Below are 19110 nucleotides of genomic sequence, written 5' to 3' on the forward strand. Positions count from 1 at the left end.
ACACCTTTGGTGGCAAGGTGTGGGCCCGGTTAGTTGTATGACATATTTTCACGATCTCCTTGCCGCGCTCCGGCTTCCTGCCATCGTCGTGCTCACGCCATGGCCTACCTCGACGACGAAACCTTCCTGCTGAATTCGCCGACCGCCCGCCGCCTTTTCCACGAAGTGGCGAAGGACCAGCCAATCTACGACTATCACTGCCATCTCTCGCCGTCCGAGATCGCCGCCAATCACCGCTGGGGGAACCTCGCGGACATCTGGCTGGGAGGAGACCACTACAAGTGGCGGCTGCTGCGCGCGAACGGGATCGATGAGGAATACATCACCGGTGCCGCTTCGCCTCGGGAGAAATTTCAGGCATGGGCGGAGACGGTGCCCTACACCTTGCGCAATCCGATCCATCACTGGACGCACCTTGAGCTGCGCCGCTACTTCGGCATCGATGCGCTCTTGAGCCCGGACACGGCGGATGATATCTGGGACCAAGCGAATGCTCGCCTGGCCGAGGCGGATTTTTGCGTCCATGGCATCCTCGACAAATTCAAGGTGAAGATGGTCGGCACCACGGATGATCCGGCGGATCCGCTGCATCATCATGAGGCGATCGCGAAGACGCCGCTGGCGACGAAGGTATATCCGACATTCCGCCCGGACAAGGCCTTCCAAGTCGATCAGCCGAAGGCCTTCAATGCGTGGATCGAGAAGCTGGAGGAAGTCACGGATACCAGCATCCATCACGTCTCCGATCTCTTGCAGGCGCTGCAGAAGCGTCACGATGATTTCCATGCGGCGGGATGCCGCCTCTCCGATCACGGGCTGGACCGTTGCCCTGCCCTGCCCTGCGATGATGCGGATGCCTCGATCATCTTCGACAAGGCGCGCCGCGGACTACCGGTGACGGCTGAGGAGAAGGAGAAGTTCTGCTTTTTCCTGATGGTATTCTTTGGCCAGCAGGATGCGGCGAAGGGCTGGACGAAGCAGCTTCACCTCGGGCCCTTCCGGAATGTGAATCCGCGGATGTTTGCTTTGCTCGGTCCGGATGCGGGCTTTGATACGATCGGCGATGAGCGGCAGGGAGCGGCGCTGGTGGCTTATCTCGGCACGCTGGCCGCGCAAGGGGCGCTGCCGCAGGTGATTCTCTATAACATCAATCCGCGCGACAATTATCTCTTCGCGGCGATGACGGGAGCTTTTCAGGATGGTTCGGTGCCCGGGAAGGTCCAGTTCGGCTCGGGCTGGTGGTTTGCGGATCAGAAGGACGGGATGGAGCTGCAATTGAATGCGCTTTCGGCGACGGGCTTGCTTTCGCGATTCGTGGGGATGCTTACGGATTCACGCTCGTTCCTGTCTTTCCCGCGGCATGAGTATTTCCGCCGGATCCTCTGCAACCTGATCGGCACGGAAGCGGATCGCGGCGAGCTGCCAGATGACTTCGAGGCGCTGTCGAAGTTGGTCGGTGACGTTTGCAGCGGGAATGCGTCGCGGTATTTCGGGTTTTAAGAAACGGAGCAGACCGGACTTTTTTTGGAAGACAGCAGAAATGATGGTATCGTGGCGGATGCATCCGTTCCGAACTATCCTTTGTTGCTGTGTTCTTTCCGCGGCCCCGGCCTTCGCTGCCGAGGGCGACAAGGTCGTGCGATTCCCTTCTCCAAAGGGGGATCTGGTGCTGCTCGTGGTGCAGCGTTCCGCGGGAGCTGATACCGTGAAGCTCGAGGGAGTCTCCGGAAAGGAGTTCCTGACCTTTGCCGTGGACGACGAGCTGAAGGAGGGCGAGGTGAAGGATGGGACCGTGCAGTGGAGCCCGAATAGCGATGGCGTGGCCTTCGCGGCCGGGAACAAGAGCATTCTCCAGACATTTGCCTTCGTCCGGACCAAGGAAGAATGGAAGCCGCTGAAACTGCCGGAGCCCGGCGGTGAAGGAAAGGTGTGGGCGAATCACCACGTGCAGCCGGCGAAGTGGCAGGGCAAGCAGCTCGTGCTCACGATCACCGGGCCGCATGATGGCAAGGCAGGCACGGAAACGTATGCCGGCACCATGACGGTGGCGGTCGATCCGGAGTCTGGCGTCGCGAAGAAGGTCGAGGAGAACATCGCCGTCGAGAAGAACACGGAAAGCCGTTGAATGTCCGGCCATAGGCATGGCGTAGTGGTGGGGATGATGAAATCCGCACTCCTCCTTTCCGCGCTTTCGCCGCTGGCCTTCGCCGCGCCCCTGCCCATCGCCATCGGCACGAATACGGGCGGCAGCGGGAAGAGCGAAGGGATCTATCTTTCCACCTTCGATCCCGAGGGCGGTGTCTTCGGCGAGGTGAAGCTCGGAGCGAAGTATAGCAGCCCCGGCTTCCTCGCGCTGCATTCCTCGAAGCCGCTGCTGTATGCCGTGGGCCGCTCCGAGGCGAATCCGAAGGGAAGCGTGGCGGTCTTCAAGCTGGGCGATCCGCTGGAATTCATCGCGGAGGCATCGTCAGGCGGGAACAATCCTTGCCACCTCGCAATCAATGACAGTGGCACCGTGCTCGCGGTGGCGAATTACAGCGACGGCACGACTTCGACGCTTTCGCTCGACAGCGATGGGGTTCCGAAAACCGCTTTTTCGAAGCGCATCGACGGCAAGGGCCCGAATGCAGGGCGCCAGGAGGGACCGCATGCACACGGGGTTTATTTCCGTGGCAAGGTGCTGCACGTGCCGGATCTCGGTCTGGACAAGGTGCTGACTTGGACGCTCGATCCGAAGACCGCGAAGCCGGAGAAGGAAGAGCCTTCCTCGTGGTCCTCCGCACCGGGTGCCGGTCCGCGCCACATGGACTTCGCTCCCGATGGACGGCATGCCTATGTGGTCAATGAGCTGGACAATACCGTGACCGCTCTGGACTACGATGCGAAGACGGGCAGCTTCACCACGCTGCAAAGCATCTCCACGCTGCCCGAAGGTGTGAGCGGCGGCACGACTGCGGAAATCGCGGTGCATCCGAACGGAAAGTTCGTATACGCCTCGAACCGCGGGAACGACAGCATCGCGGTCTTCGCGCGTGATAGTGAGTCCGGCAAGCTGAGCCTCGTCCACATCGCCCCCTGCGGCGGCAAGATCCCTCGTCACTTCGCGATCAGCCCGGATGGCAAGTGGCTGCTCTGCGCACACCAGGACTCGAACACAATGGCCGCGCTGCCGCTGGACCCATCCACTGGCAAGCTCGGCGAGCCAAAGGCGCCGGTGGCTTGTCCGAATCCGATCTGCATTCTCTTCCTGCCCACGAAGTAAAACGGCATCTCGATACGAATGCCCCGGCCACCTTCGATGGCCGGGGCATTGTCTTTTTCTCCCCTAATGAAAAACCGAGGGTCAGGCGCGACGACGGCGGCGCAGCAGCAGAGCTGTGACGCCCGCTCCGCTCAGCAGAATCGAGGATGGCTCGGGAACGGCGCTGGTGGAGATACCGCCGCCGGTATTGTCGTAAGAGAAGCCATGGAGCGAGAGGGAGCCGCTTGGATCGTAGCTGACATCGGCATAGCCGTAGTTGAAGCCGCCCGAGCCATTGGCCACGCGGAAGCCGACGAAGCCACGTCCACCTTCCGCCCAGTTGCCGAGTTCACCACTCGCCATGTAGGGGCCGTAGCCGTACTCCGCATCGGGATCAACGAGCTCACCCGCCGCCATCTTTGCGGTGTAGACCCCATCCATCATCACGCCTTGGCCAATGCTCATGGTCCAGAGAAAGGGCTCGCTGTCTTCAGAGTTCTGGAAGGCCATGATGAACTGGGCCCAGCCGTCGACACCGTAGGAAGCCGTGCCTTCCTCCACATTGAGCGAGATATAGGTGTTCACTTGGGTCACCGTGAAGGGCGTGTCCGAAAAGTCGGCAGTGATGACCGCGGCTTCTGACGAAGCAGCAGCAGCGGCAGCCAGTCCGAGGGCAGCAAGGATGGCTTTGAATTTATAAGGATGTGTAAGGGTCATGCGTTTGTGGGTGTGCTTGGCTTCCCGGGAGGCCCGCGAAGCCGGGGCGATCCCACACCATGCGCCCCTACGCCGCGCAAGAGCTCGATAGGACCGGTGAGATCGCGTTCTAACAGCTTATTGCTCCTCCAACTTCCGAAGCCTGTGATTGCTACCCCGCCTCCGCGTTTTCCGGCTACGCATTCGCGTGACGCAGTATCGCGGATGAAAGGGGATGTGACCATTCGCTCTCACGATTTCGCTTCACGGGCCAACCCGTCTTCCACAAAATCCATCCTATCATGATGAAGCATCGCGTCTCCAGCCACGCTCTTGCAGTGCTGCTCGCCACGGTGTCCGGCACCCATGCGGCGGAGCCCGGAAGGCACTCCCCTTACGTGATTGGTCCCTTGGTCAGAAATCTCGCTGAGAAGACCATCGTCATCCCGGTCCACTACTACTGGAAGAAGGGCGATGCGAATACGGAGACGAGCTTCAAGGTCACCATCGAGTTCAGAGGGAAAAGCCATGAGATCCGCAGCTCCGATATCTTCATCACCGCCAGCCAGAGCGGCTGGCAATCGGTGGTCTCGGAATTCACCATCCGCGGTTGGCGCCCGACGCTAGGTGAAGACATCGTGATCCCGGCGCTGGCCACAACGGGCGAATTGAAGGTAAGCGTTGAAGGCACTGCCGACGGTGTGACGCAGAAGGCTGCCGGCACCTTTCCGGTAAGCGATCTGGAGCCGGCGAAGGCGCGCTAGGAAGAGTTCCAAGATCCCGTCGCAAAATGTTTCTAAATTTCCTCTTGCGCGGGCCGAAATGAAATGCATCCTTCCGGCCCGCCCGCGAGGGAGGAAACACAAAACGCCTCGTTAGCTCAGTTGGTAGAGCAGAAGACTCTTAATCTTTTGGTCCTTGGTTCGAGTCCAAGACGGGGTACCAGCTTTCTTGAAGAACCCGCCGATCCGGCGGGTTTTTCATTTCCAGTCGCCTGCTCCAGTGAAGGTTGAGCGGACACCATGAAAACCCGGGTCAATCGCGAGTTCGAAAACGACGCGACGCCCGGCAGGCTCCTGATGGAACGCTACCGGGCAGACTTGGACGGAAACAACGTCGATCCCAACGGCAGCTTGGCCTTGGTCCACTATCGCGGCACACGGGGAGAACTCGACCTCGGCCAGGAGTATTCCCGCAGCGCCGATCCGAAAGGCCGGATCACCCGAGCCCTCACCCTCGCCCAACTCGGGTGGTCAGACCGGACTTGCTTGGACGAGAGCGTGGAACGCCTGATCGAATTGTTACGAGCCGCCTGATTGCAGCGCTCGAGGCATGCTGCCTTGCAATTGCGAGCTGGGGCAAAGATACAGCTCAACAGCTCGGGCTTGTTCCTATACCGCGCTTTGATGATCCCCCACCAAGCACGGGTGTGATCATGGATCGCGACGCGCTCCGCTGTCGTTCCGAGGTGCCAACAGCTCCGAGCTTTGACCCCTCCGCAGCCGCCTAGCTCGCCAAAGGAGGGTCGCCGACCAGCAAGCTGCGGAGATCAGCCATGGCACCCAAAGCGGGATCAGGAGCCACCTCCGGGGAACATGGATCGGCTTTCCGAAAATTCCGGCGATATATGCGATGTCGGAAAATCGCTCCTGATAGATCCCCCACGTCCGGGGCGGAGACGGAAGCAGAGGACCCGATTGCTCGGCGACCAAGTGAATCGCTCCATACGATAGGCTGGCATGGAAGCTCTCGCCCCTGGCATTCCTGATCATGAGTTCCGTCGAGTGCTCGGTGAACAGGCTGTAGATATAAGCCCAAACAAAGAACGCCATCAAGAGCGCGCCCGACCAGAAGGTGAGCGAGCAACGGAGCGGGCGGGGTTTCACAGGAACACCCTGTCGAGATCATGGGAAATGAAAAGCCTCACCGCCCCAACCGCTTTTCCAGCTAAAAAGGGCCGATCTGTATTCATCCCTTTAAAACCGCTTGCCCCTCGCTAAAAGCCTGAGATGTCCCCGCCGTTTTTCAGGGTCTTCCTCCCGCTCGCGAGCACTTCCATTTCTTGGTCCGCCGTGCCAGAAGAACCAAACGAAGCCACTCTTCGCGGCGAGGCCCGGGATCAAATCATAAAATACTTCAAGGGAGAGTTTTCCCCGGCAGCAGATCGCACTCAACTCGACAAGCAGTTTTCCACGGTGCTTCAGGGACACCGTCTCGTGCCACTACAGATCGACAAGGATGAAGAGAACGAATTCGCTATCCAGTTCAAGATACTCTCCGGCAACCATGGCAATGCCGTCATGGCGATAGCCGATTGGGAAGGAGGCAGGTGGCGGATACTCGGCTTCCTGGCTGGAAATCAGATCCAGATCGGCCAAAGCCGCAATGACGGCTTCTCCGAGCTGAACACAGCCTGGCACCTCGAGGGAGATGACTACAAGGCCATCTCTTACCGCTTCATCCGGGGCAGCTATACCGAAGTCAGTGCGGAACGCAGGAAGATTACCGGCTACTAGCGGAGCAAACTTGGCCACGAGCACCAACAGCGCCGAGATTCAAACTCTGCTCTCAAACAAAGAAAGGCCCGGGAGTTTCCTCCCGGGCCTTTCCGATGAGCTTCGATCTCTCAAGGCGTCTGCCAGCCGAAGGCGGCGCGCGGAGCCTTTCTGACGATGTAGAACGGAGTTCCCGGCGGGAAGGAGAGCGTGCCAGCCGGTTGGAATGACGAGTTCACCCAGCCAAGGGTCGCATGATAGAAGTAGGTCTTCATCGTGCCGTTCGGCTGCGGGATCAGGATGCGGTCTGCATTCGTCGCGGAGGTGGAGGATGCCACACCGGTGGCAGGATCTCCGGTGAAGAGCCCGAGGGTATCCAGAGTGAATGTCCCGTCGGCCGGGCTGATCATCAGGTTGGTACCCGTTTGGACCGCGACCACGGGATCAGCGCCGGAACCGCCGTTGCCGCTGCCACCGTCGGAATTCGCAACGCCTTGCTGGAAGAGCGTGGTGGCCGCAGCCTTGCGCTTCACGATGAAGGCTTGCTCCGGATAGATGATCCGGCTGCCCGACGCGACGGAGGTCGCGTCCTTCCAACCTTCACTACCACTGACCGTGCTCTTGAAGAAGGACTCGAAATTCACCCCGTCCGGCAGGGCGAACTGGATGTTGTCCCCTGCTGCGAGGCTTGCTGCCCCATCAAGCGATCCCGCGTTCACGCGGTCGAAGACCGACGCGATGGTGTGATGACGGCGGATCTCCAAGGTATCACCCGCGCTGACAAGACCGGTCAGGTCTTCACCCAGCGTCAGAACACCGGCAGCGTAGCTCACGATATCCGGGGCGACGCCGGCAGAGGTACCGCTGGTGATCGAGAGGTAGGCAGGTCCGCCTGCAAGCAGATCGGATGGCCACTGGTTGGGCTCCACGGTGATCGTGGAGGCACCGACGGCTGCCACCTTGCCAAGAGCAAGGCGGGGCTCCGCAAGCGGCGCGCCTGCATAAGTGGTGCCGGGAGTGGTGCCTGCGATGCCATTCACGGCGACCGCACGCGTGGCGTGGACTTCCGACAAGCGCGGAGAACCCTCGCCATCGAGGGTCAGCTTGAGACGGGCATAGCGGCTCGAGGACGCGGTGACAGCCGTGTCGTCGAGGAAGCTCACTTGGCTGACAGTGTCTACAAGCGGCGCGACAACCGGAGTCACAGCAAGCGGGCTGAAGGATCCGGAAAGGGAGTTGGAAACTTCCAGCGCCAGGACGGCATCTGCGGCGTTTTCATCCCGGGTGAACACGTAGTTGGCGACGCGGCTGGAGCCGCTGCCGGCTTCAAGCGCCTGCACTAGGATCGCCTCCGGATCGAAGGACATCGGATCGGTTCCGAGGGCATACTCCCACGCGTTCACACGGGCATCACCATCCGGATTGGCATCGGGTCCGGAGATCGAAGGATCACTCAATTCCGCGGTGGTGAAGTTTTCCTCCTGCCACGCATCGTAGCTGAAAGGACGCACGGTGATATCGAAGCTCCGAGTGGTGGCATCGACGCCGGTATTCGAGGTGCCGCCGCTGTCCTTCACCGTGACGGTGATGGTCACCGTGCCGGTCTGGTTCGCGACCGGGGCGAAAGTGAGGGTGCCTGAGGCTCCGGAGGAGTAGCTCACGGATGGATTCGGAACCACGGATGGATCCGAGGAGACAGCGGTCACCATGAGCGCCTGCCCGGCCTCATCGGCAGGACCGGCCGAAATGCCGCTCAGGTTCACGGTAGCACTGCCGCGGTTGCGATTCACCGTCACCGGAGAGATCGCGGCAAGGGTCGGCGCATCGTTCACGGAGGTGACATTGAGAGTCACTGTAGCCGGGGCACTGGTGCCGCCGTCCTCATCACTTGCGGTGAAGGTGAAGCTCGCGGAGCCGTTGAAATTCGGTGCCGGAGTGAAGGTGAGATTGGCACCGGAACCACCAAGCGTGCCTGCGGAAGGCGGATTCAGGGAACCGGCACTGTATGAGATCGTATCGTTCGCACCCGCAGCATCGGTAGCCGTGAGCGTGACCGGGTTGGAGCCACTGTCCTCCAGGACCGTGATGGTATTCGCATTCGCCACCGGGGCGACATTGGTCACGCTGAGGTTAAAGGAAGCCGAGTTGCTCAGTGCCGGATTGCCATTGTCCGTAGCAGTGATGGTGACCTGCGTCGGACCGGAAGGACCGTCCGCCGGAGTGTAGGACCACTGCCAGGTGCCTGCCGCCTCGTCCTTTACCACCGTGCCCGGACCCGAGGTGACCGCGAGGGTGACGGTGTTATTTCCCTGAGCATCCGAGAAGGTACCCGACTTGGAGGCGAGGCTTCCTTCCGCGACGGTCACGTTTCCGCTGACAGCAATCAACGGAGCGGAATTCGCCACGGCAGTGGTGAAAGTGGCCGCAGACGTGTAGGCCGTTCCGGAAGCATTCGTGGCATAGGCACGATACGTATAAGAGGTGCCGCCATCGAGACCGCTCGTGTTCACCGTGAAGACACCGGTCGTGCCAGTGCCTGGCACGTTGACGACGCCGCTCCCTCCGAGCTGCGGGTTCGAATTCGTAGCGGTCTTCGCATACACCACGCCGCGCGCGGTGATTGTCGCTCCCCCGTCCGCAGTGACATTCCCCCCGAGAGTGGCCGCGGCGGATGTCACGCCGGTGCTGGTGGGCGAAGTGATGGACGGCGCTACCGACGGCGGAAGGATGTCCCCCACCGCCCACTGGAGCTGGCGGGAATTCACGGGATTGTTCGCCGGATTGCCACCCGTGTTAGCCGGATCCGTGAAGTGATCGAAGAGGAACATCGCCTTGCGGCTGCCATTGGAGCTGACCGTGGGAAAGAGGCCCGTGGCCTTGTTCCCCGTGAAAGCGGACCCCGTCTGCCAAGCGCCGCTACCGGCGAATTTCACCGCGTAGCTCACAATGCCGGGATTGGTACCGGAAGTCTGCTGGCTGTAGACACCGATCACATCTCCCACGCTGTTTGTCGTCAGCGCCTGATGATCGAAGATTCCCTGGATCCCCAAGCTATTGCTGGTCGACAACGAGGCACCGCCCGCATTGGTGTGGTAATAGAAGTTGTAGTTGATGTCGCGGCGCCAGATGTGGACGTTGTTGCTGGGATCAACCGCGATGGCCACGCGGTTGCATGCTGCGTTTGTGCTGGCACCTGCCGCCAGGTTCGTCGGCGAGGCCGGCCAGCTTCCGCCGGCATTGGTGAGGTAGGCCAGGCTGCCATCGGTACCGCTGCCGTTGGTTTCCCAGCAGAAGGCGAGGTGAGCCTTGCCGTTGTGGTCCATGGCGAAGGCCAGCCCCGTGATTTCGTTCGCACTGCCATTGCCACCGGTCTGGCTGTAAACCGTCTGGCCGCTCCATGAGGTCCCGTTGAAGGAGTAGTAACGGATGGAATAGACCCGCGACGGCACACCGGATTCCCCGACGTTCGCGATCCGGAACGCAACATGCGGAACGTCGTTCTGATCGAGTTCCAGCTGTGGCTCGGCAAGCGTGTAGTTGATGGCCTTGTTGTCAGTCTCGAGATTGGTGAAGGTCCACGAGGAACCGTTGTTGGTGCTCTTTCCGTAGATGATGTTCTCGCCGTTGCTCAGTTCCGCGTGGAGCAGGACGTGGAAGTGCCCCTGGCTGTCCACCTTGAAGCCGACGCGCTCGCTGAGCATCTGGAAGGAACTGGTCACCACCATGCCAGGGATGATATTGGCAGGAATGGTGCTCACCGTGGTCCACGACGAGCCGTCCCAACGGATCAGCTTGTAGGTGGGCATCGCCTGGGCGACGCTGGCGACGATATTTCCATCTTTCCACAGGGCGTAAAACTTCCCGTCGGGACCGATGTCGGAGGCATTCAGGACGTTCGAACTGCCATCACCCAGTTCGACCATTCCATTGGTGAATGTCTGGGAGAAGGCGGAAGAGGAAATCGCGAGGATGATCGCGGGTACAGCCGCGAAACGTGGGAGATAATGATTCATGGATTGCAAGGGTGAAAATCCGGACAAAAAGGTGCCGCGCCCGCCGGATCGTGGATCCGGCGGGATGGGAAGCGGCGGGGACTCGCGTCGACTTCAGCGACGACGGCGCAGCGCCAACGGGGCGAGCGCAAAGAGCGAGAGCATCGGCAGCGTGGGCTCCGGCACCGCCGTGAGCGTCACGTTTCCGCCGGAGATTTCCCCCGCAAAGAAGGTGAGGTTATCCGAGGTGGATACCACGGGAGGCAGGGCCGAGAAGGTCCAACCATCGGCCCCGGTGAACAGGGCGTGCTCTGTGACATTCGAGAAGTCGGCTGCCGGAGCGAGACCGTCCGAGGTGTTGAAGGCCCACCAGTAAATGGTTTGCCCCAAGAAAGAGTCGTCGCCATCCAGATCCCCTAGGGCAAGGCCGCTGTCTTCCCCGATGGTGACGATCACATCGTCGATACCGTCGCTGAACACCTGCCAGAGCGCGAAGAGTTCGGCGGGATTGTCCTGCGCATCGATCGCACTCGGAATGGATGCGAAAGAGCCGAGCTGGAAGTGCATGCCATCCGGAAGCGGCGTGATACCATCCGCGAGATGGAATGCCGGCTCTCCGGGAGCGGCACTAACAGTGACGGTGATTGCAGCTTGTGCGCCGGAAACTCCAAGCAGCAAAGCGATGGAAGCTGCTGCCAGAAAGCTGGTTCGTGAAGGGCCGGAATGGCCGGGACATTGAGTAAGCTGATGATGCATGGGGTGGTGTGTGTCTAGCGAGGACCTTTGGTACCCCCGACCTTACGCCAACACGAACATTTTTTATCACATCATCGCGTAACCCCATCTAACAAATCTAACTCCAGATAATGGCATTCTTCATACAAAAGCCGGTTAGTTCATCCGGCGAGCATCGCCTCACAGGTCAAACAACTTACGCGGAGTCCTAGCGCTATGGGCGATCATCGGGGTACTATCTTTTCCGCCACATTCACGTTCTCACAATATCTTCAGGTGGCCGAATTTGCGACCAACGCTGCGTTCCGATCCTCGGTGAGCACCGCAATTAGGAGTTCCCGGAAAACCAAGTGGCAAGGGTGCGGCAATCAAAATACGGATGCGGGATGAAATCCCCCCGCATCCGGAAACTTAATCATTTCCCTTCTCTCAATCTTCTACCGAAGCATTGAGCGCCTTCGACAACGCGGCGTCGCCACTCACAATATCCTTCCACTTAAGCTCGGGCCCCTTGCGGCGGCCTTTTTCGGTAAGCTTCAAGCCTTCCGGATCGATGGTCACGATGTAGGACTTTTCGTCGATCGTGATTTCCCGCTTCAGCGTTTTGTCGAGTTTGGTGGCCATAGCAGGGCACCCTAGACGCGATACGCGGGGAGTCAAAGATCCCGAAGCGATCAATCCCATCAAGCTCCTGGCGGTTAATCACCGGCCTACGACCATCGCGTGCTCCTCCCCTGCCTCCGGTTCTGCGTCTGCGCAGACGCGGCCAGAAAACCGGCGAGGTCAACATTTCAGAACGAGCGACTCTCCGGATGCGCGGAACGTGAATCGAGATTAGGTTAGACGCAATGAAGAGCTCCGGAATGAAGATGCTGGCATTGACGGGAGTGGCATTTGCCTTGCCGGCCTTGGTTGATCGCGTGGCACGCCGTGTGGCCGGACGGGGCTTCTCTGCCATCACCGGAGCCGCCCCGCCAAGAAATCCGGCGACACCCGGAGTGAGCTGGGGACAAGCGATCCTATGGACCGCACTCGCAGGTGCCATTGGAGGTGTCGCACGGATGTCCGCCCGCCGTGCCTTGTCAGGAGCGGGGCTGCCAGCGGAAGAGTAATACGAGCGGCAAAAAAAACGGAGGCCACGACACGCATCGCAGCCTCCCGGTATTGCTATGGCTTTCGGCAGCCGTAAGTCTTACTTCGTCGCAGCCTCCTGGATCTTCGCACCGATGAGGGTTTGTTTCTCTTGGAAAGCTTTCAGCAGTTCCGGATCAGATCCGATGATTGCCATGGCAGAGACGACGGCTTTTCCCATGCGTTCCTGCAGGGGCGCCATCTTCTCTTGAGTCTTGGCGATAGTGGCGGCATCAGGAGCGGCACCTTCCGCTTTCTTGGCTTTCTCAGCCACCTTCGCGAACTTGTCAGCGAGGCCATCCATCTTGTCGATGGCAGCCTTGGCACTGTCCTTGTCCTTGATGCTTTCAAGGAGTTCACAGTAGTCCTCCGTCACATCGACCGAGGTCTCGACTGCTGATTCTGCCGCGGCTTCCTGGCGTGCTTCCTTGGAACAAGAAGTCATAAGGGCGAGGGAAGAGAATCCGGCGAAGGCGACGAGGAAGGGATTGAAGATGTTTTTCATTGGCCGCGCACTAACAGATCGGAACTTCAACATGTCAACGAACTGACTGTTAATTTTTGCCGAGCAATTTGCACGGATCAGTTGATACGCAGGCTATTGGCCTCGATTGCTCTTGAAGCCCCGCTACCCGCTTGAACGAGATGCCCGATGATCCAAGATGGAGTTCCGGCGCTGGCGGGAATGAGGTCGCCTCCAGATACGCGGAAGATTGAGCGTGGTCTTCGCTCCGAGGCACTGCCGCGCTTCGCAAGAGGCGCGCGGAGCCAAAGGTATTGGAGCCGGGTGCCCCGGACTCCCCTGAACGGCATTTCTTGGCCCCATGCGGGCGACAAATCCGGCACGAAACATGCAGTTCTAGGGTCTGGACTCCCCGCACCGGGCTGTCCACAGTTCTCCCCGACCTCATGTCTCGCAGAACGAAGATCATCATCACGCTCGGCCCGGCGACGGAAGCGGAGGAAACCATCGGCCAGCTCATCGACCTGGGAACCAACGTGTTCCGCCTCAACATGAGCCATGCGAAGCACGAGTGGGCCCGTGAGATGGCGCGCCGGGTGCGCCGGGCGGCCGCAGAGCGGGCCAAACACGTGGCAGTCCTTTTCGACCTGACCGGCCCTTCGATCCGCACCGGGGATCTGGACAAGCCCTACGAGCTGAAGATCGGGGACATGGTGGAATTCCGCAAGAGCACCGCAGCCCCCTCTATCCCGCTCACCACGACCGTGAACTATGACGGCCTAATGGACGATGTGGCTGAGGGCCGCACCCTGGTGGTGGATAACGGGACGATGCTGATGGAAATCAAGGTCCGCTACGATGACCGGATCATTTGCGAGGTGAAGACCGCCGGCAAGATGGGCTCACGCCGCCACATCAACCTGCCGGGCACGCGCCTGAATCTGCCGGCTCTCACCGAGAAGGACCGCAGCGACTTGGCCTTGGCCGTGGAATGCGATGCCGATTACATCGCGGGCTCTTTCGTCCGCGATGCCGCGCACGTCCGCGAGCTGCGAGAAGCCGTGGAGGCTCTGGAAGGCGGTGCCCAGATCGTCTCGAAGATCGAGGACCAGGAAGCCATCCGGAACATTGATGCGATCATCCAGTCCACGGATGTGATCATGGTCGCGCGCGGAGACCTCGGCACCGAGGTGGACTTCGAAGAGCTGCCTATTCTCCAACGTCGTCTGGTGAAGCGCTGCCACGAGCTCGGCAAGCGCGTGATCGTGGCAACCCAGCTCCTGGAATCGATGATCCAGAATCCGACACCGACCCGCGCGGAGGTGACGGACGTGGCGAATGCCGCTTACGAGGAAGCGGATGCCCTGATGCTTTCCGGCGAGACCAGCGTGGGCCTGCATCCGCTGCGCTGCGTGGAGGCCTTGGTGAAGATCAGCAATCGTATCGAGCGCACCGGGGGCCTCGGCTTCGGCCAGTGCGTGCTGCTGCGCGACGAGCGCCAGAAGGCCGCGCGTGCCGCGGTGACCTTGGTGGACTCGCTGCCGGATGCTCGCCTGATCGTGCTGACCCGCCGCGGTGTGATGGCAAACCACACGGCGATGCTTCGCCCGCGCACGAATGGCTTCTACGCTTTCACACCGAAGGACCGTGTCTGCCGCCAGCTGGCGCTGACCCGGAATATTGAGGCCTTCAAGCTGCCCTTCGCATCGACGATCGATGAGACGATCCAGCGTGCGATCGAGACGCTCCGTCAGGCGGACCTGGTGAAGACCGGCACGCCGCTGGTGATCGTGTCGGATATCCTTTCGGATCACTTCGCCGCGAACTCGATCCTGCTGCACCACGCTTAAGCAAGGAGAGCCACCTTACCCTGGCTTCCCGACCGAGCCCAACGAAGAACCGCCTTCGTTGGGCGATACTTGCCCTCTAGCGGGCAGTCCTCGGAATTTTTCGCAGCTATACCGCCTGGTGGATCACCATCTGCGGGAAAGGAATGTCCCAGCCTTGTTCGTTGCAGACCTCGATGCAGGCCTGCTGGATCATTCTCTCCAAGGCGGCATAACGTTGCGCGGCATCGCCAGCGAAATCCGCAATGACGATGTAGTCCAGCGAGCTCGCCGCGGCAGCCTTGAACTCAACCTTCACCGAGCGCACCTGCTCCCGGCCGAGCACTTCCACCAGATGTTTGTGGATCGCCTCCTGCAGCATTTCCGGGGCTTGGCTGGTGGCGATATCGCGGTGACCGTAGCCGATGCCGAAGCTGGTGGAAACGCGGAAGCCACGGGAGAGATTCTCCGGGCATTTCTCGACGAAGTCCGAGGTGGGATAAGTCTTCAGGCTGCCACCGAGGCGGAGCACGACAACTTGCTCCGGCGTCTGCTGGATCACCTTGCCGAAGCAGCCGTCATCCAGCCGCACCCAATCGTTCTCCTTCGTTGGAAACCATGGCTCCTTGGAGTCGGAAGGGCGGGAATGCAAACTTAGCAATTCCTTCACCGGAAGGCGCATGATGCCACCGGTGAGATCGGGATTACTAAAGTCGCAGTACATATTCAGGGCGTCGACGCGCCAAGGGATGCCCTCGTAGATCAGGCGCTCCCCTTGCCGCACCGAGCCGAGATTGAGGATCACGCGGATCTGGTCGATGTAGGGCGGCAGTGCGCGCTTCGAGGCCCAGAGCAGGCCGATGATGAAGATGATGGCGATCGCTAGCATTAGCCAATCGCCCTTAAGGTAGAAGACCAAGGTGGCGGCAAAGAAGGCCAGCACGACCGAGGCGGCAGCAACGATGAGATCCGCAGACCTGGCCATCAATCCCCCGCCCCTCTTGCGATGAATCGGGCTTACCTTGCGAACGAGTCGGTAGACCCTGCGGGTCAGGAAATAGACGCCGAGGGCGATGCCGAAAGCCATCAGAAGATTCAGTCCGCGGCTGCGCCAGAAGTCCGAGAGCATTCCAGAGACAGCTTCCAGGGCGGAGGGCGTGTTTTTCTCGCGCTCCTCGATCTGGCGGGAGAGCGTTTCGGTTTCGCTGGTCGCTTCATCGACACGGCTGGACCAGAGCTTGCGGGCCGTTTCCAGTTCCTTTTTCACGCCTGCGTCCTCCACCGGACCGAGGGCCGACTGGATGCGTCCGAGAGCGGCTTGGGCCACCTTCTGGCGGCCGATCCAAGTGCGGAGTTCGGAGCGCAGTTCCTCCATTTCGCGGGGCTTGGCCGTGGCTTCGCGCAGTCCATTGAAGAGCGGCTTCAGAAGGTCCTTGAACTCATTGTCAAAGGTCGCCTCCTCCTCTGCCGCGCTTAGGTAGGACTTGTCCTCCACGCCAGTGGCCACGATGCGGAAGTTTTCACGAAGCTGCTGCAGGCGCTCGCGCTGGGCATCCACACGCTCGGTGATCTCCTTTTTCGCCTCATCGGTGGGAGCCTTCGTCAGCTCCGCACGCAGGTTCGCGAGATCCTTCTCCGCGTTCTGGACGGCAGGCACCAGGCTTTCCAGCGTCTCCAGATTCTTCGTCACGTCCGCCGGCGGCGGCATCGCATCCGGCTTCTTCTGGGCAAGCGCACTGCCTATCAGAAGCAAGGAGACTAGGAATCGCAGGAATATCATGCGCGGAACCTAGGCTCCACATGGCATTCGCTCAACCTCCGATCAAACCCTGCCAAGCCCACAGCGTGGGATCGAGTTCGGCCCGCGCGGCCTCGATCAATGCGGTGGCGGCCTCGTCGTTCTTCAGGATCGCAAACATCGTCGAACCCGAGCCGCTCATCAGCGCACCGGCAACTTCCGGCCGGCCTAACAGCCATAACTTCACCTCGGCGAGGAAGAGGTGCTTTTCGAAAACCGGACGCTCCAGGTCATTCACCAATTCGCCCCAGGGAAAGAGCTGCGGCGCATAGGGGATGCCAGGCAGCTCCTTCGAGGTGGACCAGCGCTTGTAGGCATCCGGTGTCGCCACGCCGAAGCCCGGCTTGAGAAGCAGCACCGGCAGCTTGGGCGGCTCGTCGGCGGCTTCGATCTTCTCGCCGCGTCCGGTGGCACGTGCTGCCGGGGGCCCAAGGAAATAAGGAATGTCCGAGCCGATGGTCGCCGCGATCTCCATCAGCCTCTCCGTGCCGAGCGCATCGCCATTCAGACGATCCACGGCAGCCAGCGTCGCGGCGGCATCGCTGCTACCCCCGCCAAGCCCCGCGCCATGTGGCACGCTCTTTTCCAGATGGATCGCCAGCGGCTGGAACCATCCGGCAGCAGCGCGGTAGGCAGCCAGTGCCTTTAGCACCAGATTCGAGCCGTCACCCGGCACTCCGGGATCGTCGCAGGAAAAAGTATCCGCATCCGCCAAAGTGAAGCTCAGCCGGTCACAAAGCCCCGGTAGGCGGACCATCAGGGTATCCAGCTCATGAAAGCCATCCTCACGCTTCCGCAGCACACGGAGGGAAAGGTTCAGCTTTGCCGGGGCATCGAGGATCAGAGTCTCGCTCATGGGGTTTCCTCGCGGACAATGAGGGCCAGCATGCGGCCGGTGCAGCCTTTTTCGATCCGGTAGCTGTAATGCGCTGTTAGATCGCAGGCGGTGTCCTCGCCTTCATCGTGGAATTCCCCCACCCCCGCTTCGCGGGCCTGGCGGCCGATCTCCGCAGCGAAATCGATCTCATAATGCGGCGGCCGGATGCAGGGGCCTAGCACGACCACCAGATCCTCCGGCTTGGTGCCGTAACGTTCCTTCATCTGACTGATCGCCTCGCCGAGGATTCCCAGCTCGGTCCCCTTTTTTCCGGAGTGGAGAAGCCCCACCGCCCCGGTCCCTCGATCCGCCAGCCAGATGGCGCCGCAGTCCGCGACGTAGATTCCCAGCAGCTCACCGGGAGCGGCGGTTACCAATCCGTCCATGCCTGCCACAACCGGCAGGCCATCACCCGCCATCTTCATCTGGTCCGCGGGCAGCGGCACGGCGGCCACGCCTTTCCCATGGACCTGCTCCGCACGCCACCAACGATCGGTGCGGAAATCACGGGCCACGATTTCCTCATGCAGCGGCCGCAGCCGGGCAAGGGTCTCATCGCGGTCGGTCGTCGGCTCGATGCCGTCCAAACGACCGATCCACCCGGCCCGGAAGCCGGGCAGGCGGTTGATCGGATTAAGAAAAGAGAGCGCCTCCGTCACGGGCACAAACCGTAACGGAGGCGCGATCGATCCGCCAAGGGGGTAATCGGCGGCCTCGTCGCTCACGCGATAGCGCGCGCCCGAATGGCACGCTTCGTGTGCTCGACGGCCTCTGCCTGGTCCTCATCCATTTCGGACAAGATACCTGCGAGGTCCGCGGCAATTTCCTTCCGCATTTTGCTCACGAGTTCCACACCCTTATTGGTGATGCGGACCATGATCTTGCGGCGGTCTTCCGCGGCGTGGACGCGCTCGACGTACCCGAGCTTTTCCAATCGGTCGACGAGGCCAGTGGCCGCGGCTGTCGAATGGCCCATCTTTTTCGCGATATCCGACATGGTCAGATATTCTTCGCTGGAAAGGTAGGCCAGGAGGAAGAACTGGGGGAACGACACGTTGCCTTTGTTGAGTTCGTTGGACAGGTTCAGGATACAGCTGCGCTGCGTGAACAGGACGAAGTCAGCGAGGCGATCTGCATCGGCATGCAATGAGGCGCTTGCAGCGCCCGAGGTGCTCAGTTTCATGGCTGGTTGTAGTATTCATCTTTCGGGACATGTAAGGGAGCACAGCCTTTGCGAGGCGGAACCTAACAAGGATGCCGGACTGTAAGCAAGACCAAATTTCAAATTTCTCACCTAACATTGTGAATTAGGTTCGATCATTTTGAAATTCATGGCTTTGCAGGCACTTCCGCGGGACGTTTTTCTGGTTCAATTTTGGAATTGCCCTCCCCATTCTCTACAGGATTGCCGACTTCGGGGGAAGTGTTTGAATCGGCGATTGGTCTATAATATACCGAATCCCCGATTTTCGCCAGTCCTGAACGAATATCCGCTGCGGCGTACTGCCCGAGCTTCTCCCCGGTGGCCACCAGGTTCGAGGTCCGCCCCTCCGTCCCCACTCCGGAAAGCAGCCCGCCATCCGGCACCTCCCAGTTTCCGTAAGATTCGATCAGCAGGAAATCTCCGCCTGAGGGGATCTGCGCCACCCGCCCGACGAGGCGCGGTTTTGTCTTCGATTCCTCCGGAACTTCCTCCTCCGATTTGAAAAGCGAGCACGAGGGAAGAAGCAAGGCAAGGAGGGGAACGAGGAGCATGCGCATGCTAGTAATAGCGCCACGGCTCCCCTCCCCATTCAAGCCTTCGGGAAATGAATGAAGATAATGAAGATTTCCTTTCAGCGATGGTTGACGTCCTT

At 60.5% G+C, this 19110-nt stretch carries 18 protein-coding genes and 1 tRNA gene; 9 read left to right on the plus strand and 10 right to left on the minus strand.

Annotated elements, in window-relative coordinates; all coding sequences use genetic code 11:
- Positions 1-99 precede the first annotated feature (99 nt).
- From uxaC to HHL09_RS01380, 3 genes are read left to right on the plus strand one after another with little or no spacing between them, the layout of a single operon-like run.
- Positions 100-1500 (plus strand): glucuronate isomerase, encoded by a 1401-nt coding sequence (gene uxaC / locus HHL09_RS01370; RefSeq protein ID WP_169452712.1) that lies wholly within the window; start codon positions 100-102, stop codon positions 1498-1500.
- Positions 1501-1558: 58 nt separating this feature from the next.
- Positions 1559-2125, plus strand: a complete 567-nt coding sequence (locus HHL09_RS01375; RefSeq protein ID WP_169452713.1) for a hypothetical protein — start codon at positions 1559-1561, stop codon at positions 2123-2125.
- On the plus strand, positions 2126-3262 hold the full coding sequence (locus tag HHL09_RS01380) for a lactonase family protein (RefSeq protein WP_169452714.1): 1137 nt from the start codon (positions 2126-2128) through the stop codon (positions 3260-3262).
- A gap of 81 nt (positions 3263-3343) precedes the next feature.
- On the opposite strand, the gene HHL09_RS01385 is transcribed toward HHL09_RS01380, so the two are convergent.
- The gene (locus tag HHL09_RS01385) at positions 3344-3958 is read right to left on the minus strand and encodes a PEP-CTERM sorting domain-containing protein (protein ID WP_169452715.1); all 615 of its coding nucleotides are present in this window, start codon (positions 3956-3958) and stop codon (positions 3344-3346) included.
- A 281-nt stretch (positions 3959-4239) separates the two neighbouring features.
- On the opposite strand from HHL09_RS01385, the gene HHL09_RS01390 reads away from it, so the two are divergent.
- The 4 genes from HHL09_RS01390 to HHL09_RS01405 all read left to right on the plus strand — a co-directional run bounded on the left by HHL09_RS01390 (position 4240) and on the right by HHL09_RS01405 (position 6453).
- Entirely contained in the window at positions 4240-4701 is a 462-nt protein-coding gene (locus tag HHL09_RS01390; protein WP_169452716.1) for a DciA family protein, read from the plus strand.
- A 105-nt stretch (positions 4702-4806) separates the two neighbouring features.
- A tRNA-Lys gene (locus HHL09_RS01395) sits at positions 4807-4882 on the plus strand.
- Between the two features lie 77 nt (positions 4883-4959).
- Positions 4960-5253 carry a hypothetical protein gene (locus HHL09_RS01400; RefSeq protein ID WP_169452717.1) on the plus strand — a complete coding sequence of 98 codons (294 nt, stop codon included), beginning with the start codon at positions 4960-4962 and terminating at the stop codon, positions 5251-5253.
- 756 nt (positions 5254-6009) lie between these two features.
- A complete protein-coding gene (locus HHL09_RS01405; protein WP_169452718.1) occupies positions 6010-6453 on the plus strand; it encodes a hypothetical protein in 444 nt (147 codons plus the stop codon).
- A 110-nt stretch (positions 6454-6563) separates the two neighbouring features.
- Here HHL09_RS01405 and HHL09_RS01410 read toward each other — a convergent pair whose 3' ends face one another.
- The 3 genes from HHL09_RS01410 to HHL09_RS01420 all read right to left on the minus strand — a co-directional run bounded on the left by HHL09_RS01410 (position 6564) and on the right by HHL09_RS01420 (position 11783).
- A complete protein-coding gene (locus HHL09_RS01410) occupies positions 6564-10445 on the minus strand; it encodes an Ig-like domain-containing protein (RefSeq protein WP_169452719.1) in 3882 nt (1293 codons plus the stop codon).
- Between the two features lie 93 nt (positions 10446-10538).
- Positions 10539-11180 (minus strand): hypothetical protein, encoded by a 642-nt coding sequence (locus tag HHL09_RS01415; protein WP_169452720.1) that lies wholly within the window; start codon positions 11178-11180, stop codon positions 10539-10541.
- Between the two features lie 408 nt (positions 11181-11588).
- The gene (locus tag HHL09_RS01420; RefSeq protein ID WP_169452721.1) at positions 11589-11783 is read right to left on the minus strand and encodes a hypothetical protein; all 195 of its coding nucleotides are present in this window, start codon (positions 11781-11783) and stop codon (positions 11589-11591) included.
- A gap of 224 nt (positions 11784-12007) precedes the next feature.
- On the opposite strand from HHL09_RS01420, the gene HHL09_RS01425 reads away from it, so the two are divergent.
- The gene (locus HHL09_RS01425) at positions 12008-12271 is read left to right on the plus strand and encodes a DUF4235 domain-containing protein (RefSeq protein ID WP_169452722.1); all 264 of its coding nucleotides are present in this window, start codon (positions 12008-12010) and stop codon (positions 12269-12271) included.
- 80 nt (positions 12272-12351) lie between these two features.
- On the opposite strand, the gene HHL09_RS01430 is transcribed toward HHL09_RS01425, so the two are convergent.
- Positions 12352-12795, minus strand: coding sequence for a hypothetical protein (locus HHL09_RS01430; protein WP_169452723.1), 444 nt, complete (start codon positions 12793-12795; stop codon positions 12352-12354).
- A 404-nt stretch (positions 12796-13199) separates the two neighbouring features.
- Here HHL09_RS01430 and pyk point away from each other — a divergent pair, with 404 nt between their 5' ends.
- Positions 13200-14603: a pyruvate kinase gene (gene pyk / locus HHL09_RS01435; RefSeq protein ID WP_169452724.1), complete on the plus strand. Its 1404-nt coding sequence runs from the start codon at positions 13200-13202 to the stop codon at positions 14601-14603.
- Positions 14604-14709: 106 nt separating this feature from the next.
- Here pyk and HHL09_RS01440 read toward each other — a convergent pair whose 3' ends face one another.
- From HHL09_RS01440 to HHL09_RS01460, 5 genes are all read right to left on the minus strand, one after another.
- On the minus strand, positions 14710-16359 hold the full coding sequence (locus HHL09_RS01440) for a hypothetical protein (protein ID WP_169452725.1): 1650 nt from the start codon (positions 16357-16359) through the stop codon (positions 14710-14712).
- Positions 16360-16390: 31 nt separating this feature from the next.
- The gene (gene ispE / locus HHL09_RS01445; protein WP_169452726.1) at positions 16391-17233 is read right to left on the minus strand and encodes a 4-(cytidine 5'-diphospho)-2-C-methyl-D-erythritol kinase; all 843 of its coding nucleotides are present in this window, start codon (positions 17231-17233) and stop codon (positions 16391-16393) included.
- Positions 17230-17979, minus strand: a complete 750-nt coding sequence (locus HHL09_RS01450; protein WP_240963708.1) for a purine nucleoside phosphorylase YfiH/LACC1 family protein — start codon at positions 17977-17979, stop codon at positions 17230-17232. The genes ispE and HHL09_RS01450 overlap by 4 nt, the downstream gene beginning before the upstream one ends.
- Positions 17976-18437 (minus strand): MarR family winged helix-turn-helix transcriptional regulator, encoded by a 462-nt coding sequence (locus tag HHL09_RS01455; protein WP_169452727.1) that lies wholly within the window; start codon positions 18435-18437, stop codon positions 17976-17978. Before HHL09_RS01455 ends, HHL09_RS01450 begins: the two co-directional genes overlap by 4 nt.
- Positions 18438-18583: 146 nt before the next feature.
- Positions 18584-18901, minus strand: coding sequence for a hypothetical protein (locus HHL09_RS01460; RefSeq protein WP_169452728.1), 318 nt, complete (start codon positions 18899-18901; stop codon positions 18584-18586).
- Positions 18902-19110: the final 209 nt, after the last annotated feature.

Source organism: Luteolibacter luteus (assembly GCF_012913485.1).
Classification (GTDB): Bacteria; Verrucomicrobiota; Verrucomicrobiia; order Verrucomicrobiales; family Akkermansiaceae; genus Haloferula; species Haloferula lutea.

Bases quoted from the DNA above. Each gene is read 5' to 3' on its own strand.
- uxaC (WP_169452712.1), top strand. From the start codon at position 100: ATGGCCTACCTCGACGACGAAACCTTCCTGCTGAATTCGCCGACCGCC.
- HHL09_RS01375 (WP_169452713.1), top strand. From the start codon at position 1,559: ATGCATCCGTTCCGAACTATCCTTTGTTGCTGTGTTCTTTCCGCGGCC.
- HHL09_RS01380 (WP_169452714.1), top strand. From the start codon at position 2,126: ATGTCCGGCCATAGGCATGGCGTAGTGGTGGGGATGATGAAATCCGCA.
- HHL09_RS01385 (WP_169452715.1), bottom strand. From the start codon at position 3,958: ATGACCCTTACACATCCTTATAAATTCAAAGCCATCCTTGCTGCCCTC.
- HHL09_RS01390 (WP_169452716.1), top strand. From the start codon at position 4,240: ATGATGAAGCATCGCGTCTCCAGCCACGCTCTTGCAGTGCTGCTCGCC.
- HHL09_RS01400 (WP_169452717.1), top strand. From the start codon at position 4,960: ATGAAAACCCGGGTCAATCGCGAGTTCGAAAACGACGCGACGCCCGGC.
- HHL09_RS01410 (WP_169452719.1), bottom strand. From the start codon at position 10,445: ATGAATCATTATCTCCCACGTTTCGCGGCTGTACCCGCGATCATCCTC.
- HHL09_RS01415 (WP_169452720.1), bottom strand. From the start codon at position 11,180: ATGCATCATCAGCTTACTCAATGTCCCGGCCATTCCGGCCCTTCACGA.
- HHL09_RS01420 (WP_169452721.1), bottom strand. From the start codon at position 11,783: ATGGCCACCAAACTCGACAAAACGCTGAAGCGGGAAATCACGATCGAC.
- HHL09_RS01425 (WP_169452722.1), top strand. From the start codon at position 12,008: ATGAAGAGCTCCGGAATGAAGATGCTGGCATTGACGGGAGTGGCATTT.
- HHL09_RS01430 (WP_169452723.1), bottom strand. From the start codon at position 12,795: ATGAAAAACATCTTCAATCCCTTCCTCGTCGCCTTCGCCGGATTCTCT.
- pyk (WP_169452724.1), top strand. From the start codon at position 13,200: ATGTCTCGCAGAACGAAGATCATCATCACGCTCGGCCCGGCGACGGAA.
- HHL09_RS01440 (WP_169452725.1), bottom strand. From the start codon at position 16,359: ATGATATTCCTGCGATTCCTAGTCTCCTTGCTTCTGATAGGCAGTGCG.
- ispE (WP_169452726.1), bottom strand. From the start codon at position 17,233: ATGAGCGAGACTCTGATCCTCGATGCCCCGGCAAAGCTGAACCTTTCC.
- HHL09_RS01455 (WP_169452727.1), bottom strand. From the start codon at position 18,437: ATGAAACTGAGCACCTCGGGCGCTGCAAGCGCCTCATTGCATGCCGAT.